Genomic DNA, 8,025 nt, shown 5'->3' with positions numbered 1-8,025 from the left:
GTCACCATGGACACCCTTGTCTTTCGCTAACAGTTCCTACTGCCAAGCCTGTAGTGGACTTTCACCACCAAGTTGTTGCGCATGCCGGGCGCACAGCAAAAATCTGCTAACTATATCATTAGCAGATTCAATAATATTCTCTTCATCGCTACAGAAAATAATTGCTGAATGAGGTTAAAGTGATACCTAAAATTGAAAAGCTTCTTGTTTGACATCGACTAATAAACCATTTGCAAGCTGTGCAATAACCACATCATCAGCTGGAGGATTAAAACGACTACATTGAACGTCTCGAAAAAATCGCTGTAAATTTACTAGCTTTAGATAGGCTTCGTCCCCCAACAACTTGCATTGCTTTTGTTACGATGTCAATCGCATTGTTACAAATAACATACTTTGCAATACTTACATCTTCAGAAAGGTGATTCTTAATCGCAGGATTTTGTTCTACTTGCGCTGCAATACTATATAATGTTCGCCGTGCTGTGTGATAAAGCACTTCTATTTCACCCATTTTTTGTTGGACATGGCTTGCGTGAGCGATTGTATTTAGGCTGTATGAATAGGTATTTTTAGCAAAATCTATTGCATAATCCTTTACCCCTCCCTCGCCCGCTATTTATAATATTTAAGAGAGAACCTTCTTTAACTGCTTTATGGCACAATTCCGCAAATATCGGCTCAGGCTACCTCTTCGCCCCACGAACATTTAAAAAAGTTAATAAGTGCCACCCTACAGACAAAGCGGTAGAAGCATATCCTTTTGCTAATTGTTCCTGTACTAATAACATTTCATAAAGGGAAATTTCCTCACCGCCATTTTTTCGTCACCGTTAATTTAAAATAGCCCGCACCCTCTAAGATGTTAAAATGCTCAAACGGAAGCTCCCTACTCTCATCATATTTACCAGCTGTCTTGTCAATTTGTTGTGCCAATTTAAGCGCATTTTGAACTAATTGCTGCTCACGTTCATTTCGAATATAAACATCACTCATCAATGAGTCACCTTGCTTTTAGTAAATCTATTTTGTGGTTTTTTCAGCCCTAAATGTTCCCTAAGTGTGGAGCCTGTATATTCTTTACGATAAATACCACGCTCTTGTAAAATTGGCACAACCTTGTTCACAAAATCCTCCAAATCACGTGGCAATAACGGAAACTGTAGCATAAAGCCATCTGCCGCTTCTTCTGTAAGCCAACGTTCCATCTCATCGGCAATTTGCGTTGGTGTCCCTACAAAAGCATCGCGCTTCGCAGGACCAAAAAGGCGTGCATATAATTCACCGACTTTTAAATTTTCTTTTTTGATAATCTCTAAATGCTCATAGAAATGACTTTGAATACTATTGACCTTAGGAAAATCCACTTCGATTGCAGGTGTATCTAACGAGTACTTTGTGAAATCAACATTTCCCATATAACCCGAAACAAATTTCAAGCTCTCATATGGGTCAATCAACGCCTGTAATTCATTATACTTACGGATGGCCTCTTCCTCCGTATCACCCACAATTGGCGATATCCCCTGAAACATAAGTAACTCCTCATCGGTGCGCCCAAATGGAGCAAGCTGTGCCTTTAAGTGGCGATAATGCTCCTTGGACTTTTCAATATCGTTCCAATGAACAAAAACGACCTCCGCTGTTCGTGCTGCTAATGTTTGCCCTGGTTTTGAAGCACCAGCCTGCACTATAACAGGCTGACCCTGAACGGAACGTGCTATATTCAAAGGACCTTTTACTGATAAATATTTGCCTTTAAAAGCTGTCTCATGTACTTTATTGCGATCATAAAAAATATTATTATCACGGTCGTAGACAAAAGCATCATCCTCCCATGAATCCCATAATGACTGCACTACATCGGTAAATTCCTCCGCACGTTCATAGCGATGATCATGCTCCCAATGCTTGTCACGGCTGAAGTTTAAAGCCGTCTCTCCTGTGGCATCTGCTGTTGTTACTAGATTCCAACCGACTCTACCATTACTAATATGATCAACGGACATTAGTTGCCTTGCTAACACATATGGCTCACTATATGTGGTTGATGCAGTTGCCCCAAGCCCAATTTTGGTTGTCGCAGCTGCCAAAGCTGTAATCTGTATAAGAGGATCAAAGCGATTTAAAATATGTGGATGTGATTCATGATTGATCGCTAAACTATCCGCAACAAAGGCAATATCAAACTTGCCCTTTTCAGCAATTTGCGCCGCCTTTTGCAATGCATTAATATCGATGCTTGCATTAACTTTTGCAGACGGATGTTTCCAAGCTGCCACATGCATTCCTGCCCCAATTAAATATAACGCAAGCTTTAACTCCTTTTTCTTAGTCATTTTCTCTCATCTCCCTAAATTTCTCTGTCGCTTTGCCTTCACATAGATTAACAGTACGTTAGGAGGCATTGAGCCAATTTATTGTTGATCAATGAAGATAAAACTCTTTCCATGTAGCTAATTCATCTAATGGCATTTTTACAGGAATATAATTTCCATTAGAAATATCTTTAATGAAATTCGCTGTTTCTTCACGCTGATAGATGTCAACAATTTTTTTCAATGTTTTGTTGTCCTTATCTCCAGGCCTTGCCACGATGACATTAAGAAATGGCTTCGCCGTTTCATTCTCATGAATAATGGCATCTTTCAATAGTAAGCCTGCTTCAACAGCAATCCCATTATTAATGACCGCAAAATCGGCATCCTCCATAACCCTCGGTGTAGTCGCACCATCTACCGGTAAAATGTTTAATTTTTTCGGATTGTCCTTAATCCGATCCTCTCCACCATTGCCATCAAAACTATCAGTAACCGTCAACAACCCGTATTCTTGTAACAGCAATAAAGCTCTACCCCAGTTAGAAGGATCTTTTGGTACAGCAATTTTCGCTCCCTCTTTCATCTCATCCAAGGTTTTATATTTTTTTGAGTATAAGCCTATCGGAGCCATAATTGTTGTGCCAATTGCCTGCAAATCTGTTTTGTTATTCGTATTAAATAAATTTAAGTAAGCGACATGCTGAAACGCATTGATATCAACCTCTCCCTCCGCCAATGCTTGGTTCGGGTCATATTGTGCTGAGAATGTCACTAAGTCGAGGCTAATATCTTCCTTAGCAGCCTGTTCTTTTATATACTCCCATGTTTCCAATTCCGAGCTACGGATACCAACCTTCACAGTCTCTTTTTCATTTGCTTTTGCACAAGCAACTAGTAGGAACAGTAATGCCATTAATCCTAATATATAATTTAGTTTCCTCATCTTAAATTTCTCCTTTTATGACACTCTGCGTAATTTTTTCTCAAGACTATTTCCTATACTTTGAATGATTTGTACTAGTACTACTAAAATCACCACTGTTACTAAAATCGTTACATTGTCAAAGCGTTGATAGCCGTAAGTAATGGCTACATCACCAAGGCCACCGCCCCCAACTGCCCCTGCCATTGCAGTAGCTCCAATAAGCCCAATTGTTGCAGTCGTAACACTTAATATTAAAGAGGGGAAGGCTTCAGGTAGCAAAAACTTTTGAATAATTTGAAGCGGAGAGGCACCCATTGCCTTCGCTGCTTCAAGAATGCCTTCATCTACTTCCAGTAATGAATTTTCTATTAATCTTGATATATATGGGCCAATATGCAAGACAAGCGGTACAATAGCAGCTGTTGTTCCTATTGCTGTGCCAACGAGCAAGCGTGTAAATGGAATGATAGCAACTAGCAAAATAATGAACGGAATGGAGCGCAGGGTGTTGACGATTGGATTGATGATTGAGAAGATTATTTTATTTTCAAGAATATGCCCTTTTCTCGTCACAACTAAAGTTATCCCTAAAATAAAGCCCAAAACAGCTCCAAAAAATAACGAAATACTAACCATGTACAGCGTATCTAGCACTGCGTCGATAATGATTTGCGAGCTCACCTTCATGTGCAACAACCTCCTCTATTTGAATATCTTTCGTTTGAATAAATTGATGTGCCTTTTCTATTTCTTTGTCTGAGCCAACTAGCTCAACGATTAAATTACCAAAGGGAATCCCTTGTAGCTCTGTAATATTGCCAAACAGTACATTGACATCGACATCAAATTTTTTCGCTACTTGTGAGATAACTGGTTGCCTAACGTCTACACCTATAAATTTCAGGTTATAAATCTTTTTTGATTGATCTATCGTTTTTAATTGCTCGTAGACAGATTGTGGAATGTCATCTCGAACTACCGATTGTACAAAGTTTTTAGTCGTCTCCTCTTGCGGTGCAGAAAAAATTTCAAGTACATTGCCTGTTTCAATAACTCTTCCGTTTTCCATAACAGCTACACGATTGCAAATATCCCTTATGACTTCCATCTCATGCGTAATCATTAAAATGGTAATACCATACTCAATATTTACTCGCTTTAGTAGCTCTAATATAGATTTAGTCGTTTGCGGGTCAAGAGCAGAGGTCGCCTCATCACACAATAGTATCGCTGGCTTTGTGACAAGTGCACGAGCAATGCCCACTCTCTGCTTTTGTCCACCTGACAGCTCATCGATATAGCGTTCGGCTTTGTCCTGTAAACCGACAAACGACAAAACCTCCCTTACTTGACCTTCAATGTTTGATTTTTTTACGCCACTTAATACTAAAGGCATCGCAACATTTTCAAAGACAGTTTTTGAGCGAAGAAGATTGAAATGTTGGAAAATCATACCGATATTTTTCTTTTCCTCGCGCAGCTGCTTTTTGCTTAATGTTGTCAGCTCTTTGCCATTCACAAAAACGCGACCAAATGTTGGTTCCTCCAATAAATTTACTGTCCGTATTAATGTACTTTTGCCAGCACCGCTAAAGCCTATAACACCAAAAACATCACCCTTTTGAATCGTTAAATTAATGTTATTTAATGCCGTTACAACGGTTGTTCCTACCTGAAATTCCTTTGTCATTTCGATAAATTCAATCATTTCACGTCTACCTCCTAAGCATTTCATTTAGACTACTCTCGACTTTAAGATCAAATATGCCTCGACATAATTCCGTGACATCCGCCGGAGCTTTAGGCCAACAAATGTTTTTGTAGATAAATTGCCACAGGACGTGGCGTTCTTAGACCGAGTTCCTCTATTTCAGGGATGTAGCTGACGCTTCGCTTTCTCTACGAAAAAAAATGGTAACTGCCGTTTTCAATTGCTGAAAAAAGTTAAAATGCTGGGACGACAGCCCCCTTATACTGATCTTCAAAAAAGGTACGCGCCTTTTCGCTTGTTAGCCGTTTAACGACTTTTTGAATCGCTGGATCATTTTGTTTTTCTTTTGTCGTCGCAATAATATTGACATATGGCGATTCAGGACCTTCTATAATAAGAGCATCCTTCATAGGATTATAGCCCCCTTCTAAGGCGTAGTTCGTATTAATAGCCGATGCGTCTACATCATCTAATGAACGGGTCAGTAACTGAGATTCAACACCGATAAATTGAATATTTTTTTCATTTTTTGTAATATCCTCAACTGTATAATCGTTTTCCTTTGTTTTATCTAATTCAATTAGTCCATTATTTTTAAATAGTAGTAAAGCTCGAGAGAAATTGACGACATCATTTGGGACGGAAACCTTTGCGTTTTGCGGTAATTCATTAATATTTTTAATTTTTTTGGCGTACACACCAAATGGTTCAATATGAATTCCTTTTACACTCACTAAATCTAAATGGCTTTCTTTATTCGTTTGTTCTAAAAATGGAATGTGTTGAAAAAAGTTAAAATGTAGTTCACCATCTGCCGTTTGCTGATTTGTTTGAACAGCATCTTTTAAAATGGTAATGTCTAATTTCACACCATCTTTCTCAAGATCCTTTGCTAAATACTCTAGTACTTCCGCATGTGGCACATTGGCTGCCCCCACCTTTAACGTTACTGTTTCATCTTTGCTCGCTTCTCCTTTGTTTGTGCAACCTACCAGCAAGCCTATTATGAATACACCAACTAGTAGTCCCCATATTGTCCTCATTCGATTTCCCCCTTTTCGAATTAATTGACTTGTTTTAATTTAAAACAAATCTTATCTGTTTACTCGTAATTGGTCAATGCTTAATATTTAAAAATTCAGATAATACAAAAAGTAGAAATTTCCGTTTTATCTACAAGAACAACTAAATTAGCTCGAAGTTACACGAATTCGGTTTCCAGATAGAATATTTTTACATACGAGATAGAAATTCTTTATTAATACTCTTCAAGCTTTGTCATAAAAAAAACTCCGAGCAGTATTTTACCACTCGGAGAGTTCTAATTATAATTCATTTAATACATCTTCAACAAATGCCCATTCTTCATCTGTTTCAATCGGTAATAATTCATCAATCGTTCCGTCATTTCCAGATACATATTGTGAAGCAAAAATATCTCTTTCCTCTATTGGCTCGTCCGTTGCTAGAACATAAAGTACGTAGGATTTACCAAATTGTTCTGATGAAAATGTATGAATAACCTCACAGACCTGATCTGCCCCATCCTCATCTGTTATTGTAAATAGTTGCGGCTCTTCTTCGAATTCGTCTAGAAGTGTCAGGACTACCTCATTAATCATTTCCCATTCTGCATCTGTTTCTACAGGCTGTAAATTTGTCATTTCTCCATTGTTATCATCATAATCAAATGTCATAGCAGAAATGTCTCCAGGAATTTCATTACCATTTTCGTCGATTAACGAAAACAATACATATGATTTTTCATCTGCATCGAAGGTGAAGACAACACGACACTTTTGCTCCTTACCATTTTCCCCTACTATTAGAAATTCTTGCGTTTCCTCGTTCATTCAATGTCCTCCTTTTAACTATGGTTCAAATTTTGAAGCGAGTTCTTAAAAAGATATAATTCTCACCAACTCGTCTTACAACCTCATAGCTTCATTCTTCCTAAAGTAAAAAAGGAACAAGGAGTGCTTGGTGCCATCCTTGTTCCACACTTATAAAGAACGATGATTATTCTTCGTCTTCATCCTCTAAAGCGTTTAATACGTCTTCTACCATATCCCACTCTGCTTCAGTTTCGATTGGTGTTAATTCACCATCTTCACCATTTTCAGATGGAACGAATGAAGATACGAAGATTTCTACAGAGCCATCCTCATCTTCCTCTGCGCCTACCATAGAGTAAAATACGTATGATTTGCCAAATTCAGCTGATTCATGTACGTGGATTACTTCACAAAGCTGTTCATTTCCGTTCTCGTCAATCACTGTAATGTGTTGTACGTGTAATTCTTCTTCATGGTTATGCTCGTGTGCCATGTAGTTGTCACCTCATCAATTAATTTTTGCTATCTAAGTAGCCTTGTAAAATCATCACAGCAGCCATTTTATCAATGACTTGCTTACGCTTTTTGCGACTCACATCTGCTTCGATTAGCATACGCTCTGCAGCCATCGTCGTTAAACGCTCATCCCAAAGCTTGACCGGTAGTGAAAATGTTTCTTCTAAAAGCTTTTTATAGTTTTCAGAAGCCTCACCACGAGGTCCCACCGTATTATTCATGTTTTTCGGGTATCCTACTACAAATTCTGTTATAGCATACTCCTTTACTAACTCGGCTATACGATCAATGCCGAACTCGCCGTTAGCTTCATCAATTTTTACGGTTTCAATACCTTGGGCCGTCCACCCTAAAGCATCACTAACAGCAACGCCAACGGTTTTTGACCCAACGTCTAATCCCATAATTCTCATTTCTAGTCCTCGTTGTTCTTTTTAATATAAAACTTAACAAGCTCTTCTAGAATTTCGTCACGCTCAAGCTTGCGAATTAAATTACGAGCATCCTGATGGCGAGGAATATACGCCGGATCACCAGAAAGTAAATAACCGACAATCTGATTGATAGGGTTATATCCCTTTTCCTCTAATGAAGAATGTACTTTCAACATTACCTGCTTGACTTCCTGTTCCATTGATTCTTCTGGAAAATTAAATTTCATAGTTTGATCAAATGAACTCATGACCAGCACCTCGCTTTCAGAAATAAGGAGATGTG

The 8,025-nt window shown here is 38.5% G+C and carries 11 protein-coding genes; all 11 read right to left on the bottom strand.

Features of this window, described 5'->3' with window-relative positions; all coding sequences use genetic code 11:
- Nucleotides 1-277: 277 nt before the first annotated feature.
- Nucleotides 278-544, bottom strand: coding sequence for an acyl-CoA dehydrogenase family protein (locus ACIQZA_RS22700; protein ID WP_400933183.1), 267 nt, complete (start codon nt 542-544; stop codon nt 278-280).
- A gap of 266 nt (nt 545-810) precedes the next feature.
- Nucleotides 811-996, bottom strand: a complete 186-nt coding sequence (locus ACIQZA_RS22695; RefSeq protein WP_400933063.1) for a hypothetical protein — start codon at nt 994-996, stop codon at nt 811-813.
- On the bottom strand, nt 996-2,339 hold the full coding sequence (locus ACIQZA_RS22690; protein ID WP_400933061.1) for an LLM class flavin-dependent oxidoreductase: 1,344 nt from the start codon (nt 2,337-2,339) through the stop codon (nt 996-998). Before ACIQZA_RS22690 ends, ACIQZA_RS22695 begins: the two co-directional genes overlap by 1 nt.
- Nucleotides 2,340-2,427: 88 nt before the next feature.
- On the bottom strand, nt 2,428-3,264 hold the full coding sequence (locus ACIQZA_RS22685; protein WP_402883911.1) for a MetQ/NlpA family ABC transporter substrate-binding protein: 837 nt from the start codon (nt 3,262-3,264) through the stop codon (nt 2,428-2,430).
- Nucleotides 3,265-3,279: 15 nt separating this feature from the next.
- Nucleotides 3,280-3,933 carry a methionine ABC transporter permease gene (locus tag ACIQZA_RS22680; RefSeq protein WP_400933056.1) on the bottom strand — a complete coding sequence of 218 codons (654 nt, stop codon included), beginning with the start codon at nt 3,931-3,933 and terminating at the stop codon, nt 3,280-3,282.
- Nucleotides 3,875-4,954 (bottom strand): methionine ABC transporter ATP-binding protein, encoded by a 1,080-nt coding sequence (locus ACIQZA_RS22675; protein ID WP_402883912.1) that lies wholly within the window; start codon nt 4,952-4,954, stop codon nt 3,875-3,877. The genes ACIQZA_RS22680 and ACIQZA_RS22675 overlap by 59 nt, the downstream gene beginning before the upstream one ends.
- A gap of 236 nt (nt 4,955-5,190) precedes the next feature.
- Nucleotides 5,191-6,000 (bottom strand): MetQ/NlpA family ABC transporter substrate-binding protein, encoded by an 810-nt coding sequence (locus ACIQZA_RS22670; protein WP_402883914.1) that lies wholly within the window; start codon nt 5,998-6,000, stop codon nt 5,191-5,193.
- 282 nt (nt 6,001-6,282) lie between these two features.
- Nucleotides 6,283-6,810 carry a DUF1292 domain-containing protein gene (locus ACIQZA_RS22665; RefSeq protein ID WP_142508948.1) on the bottom strand — a complete coding sequence of 176 codons (528 nt, stop codon included), beginning with the start codon at nt 6,808-6,810 and terminating at the stop codon, nt 6,283-6,285.
- 166 nt (nt 6,811-6,976) lie between these two features.
- The gene (locus ACIQZA_RS22660; RefSeq protein ID WP_132356923.1) at nt 6,977-7,285 is read right to left on the bottom strand and encodes a DUF1292 domain-containing protein; all 309 of its coding nucleotides are present in this window, start codon (nt 7,283-7,285) and stop codon (nt 6,977-6,979) included.
- Nucleotides 7,286-7,304: 19 nt separating this feature from the next.
- On the bottom strand, nt 7,305-7,721 hold the full coding sequence (gene ruvX, locus ACIQZA_RS22655) for a Holliday junction resolvase RuvX (RefSeq protein WP_142508949.1): 417 nt from the start codon (nt 7,719-7,721) through the stop codon (nt 7,305-7,307).
- Nucleotides 7,722-7,723: 2 nt separating this feature from the next.
- On the bottom strand, nt 7,724-7,990 hold the full coding sequence (locus ACIQZA_RS22650; RefSeq protein ID WP_004226839.1) for an IreB family regulatory phosphoprotein: 267 nt from the start codon (nt 7,988-7,990) through the stop codon (nt 7,724-7,726).
- Between the last annotated feature and the right edge of the window lie 35 nt (nt 7,991-8,025).

Origin of the sequence: Lysinibacillus sp. NPDC096382, assembly GCF_044762845.1 — a bacterium.
GTDB lineage: Bacteria > Bacillota > Bacilli > Bacillales_A > Planococcaceae > Lysinibacillus.
Note: the sequence above shows the minus strand (reverse complement) of the source record. Positions and strands in the feature narration are given on the sequence as shown.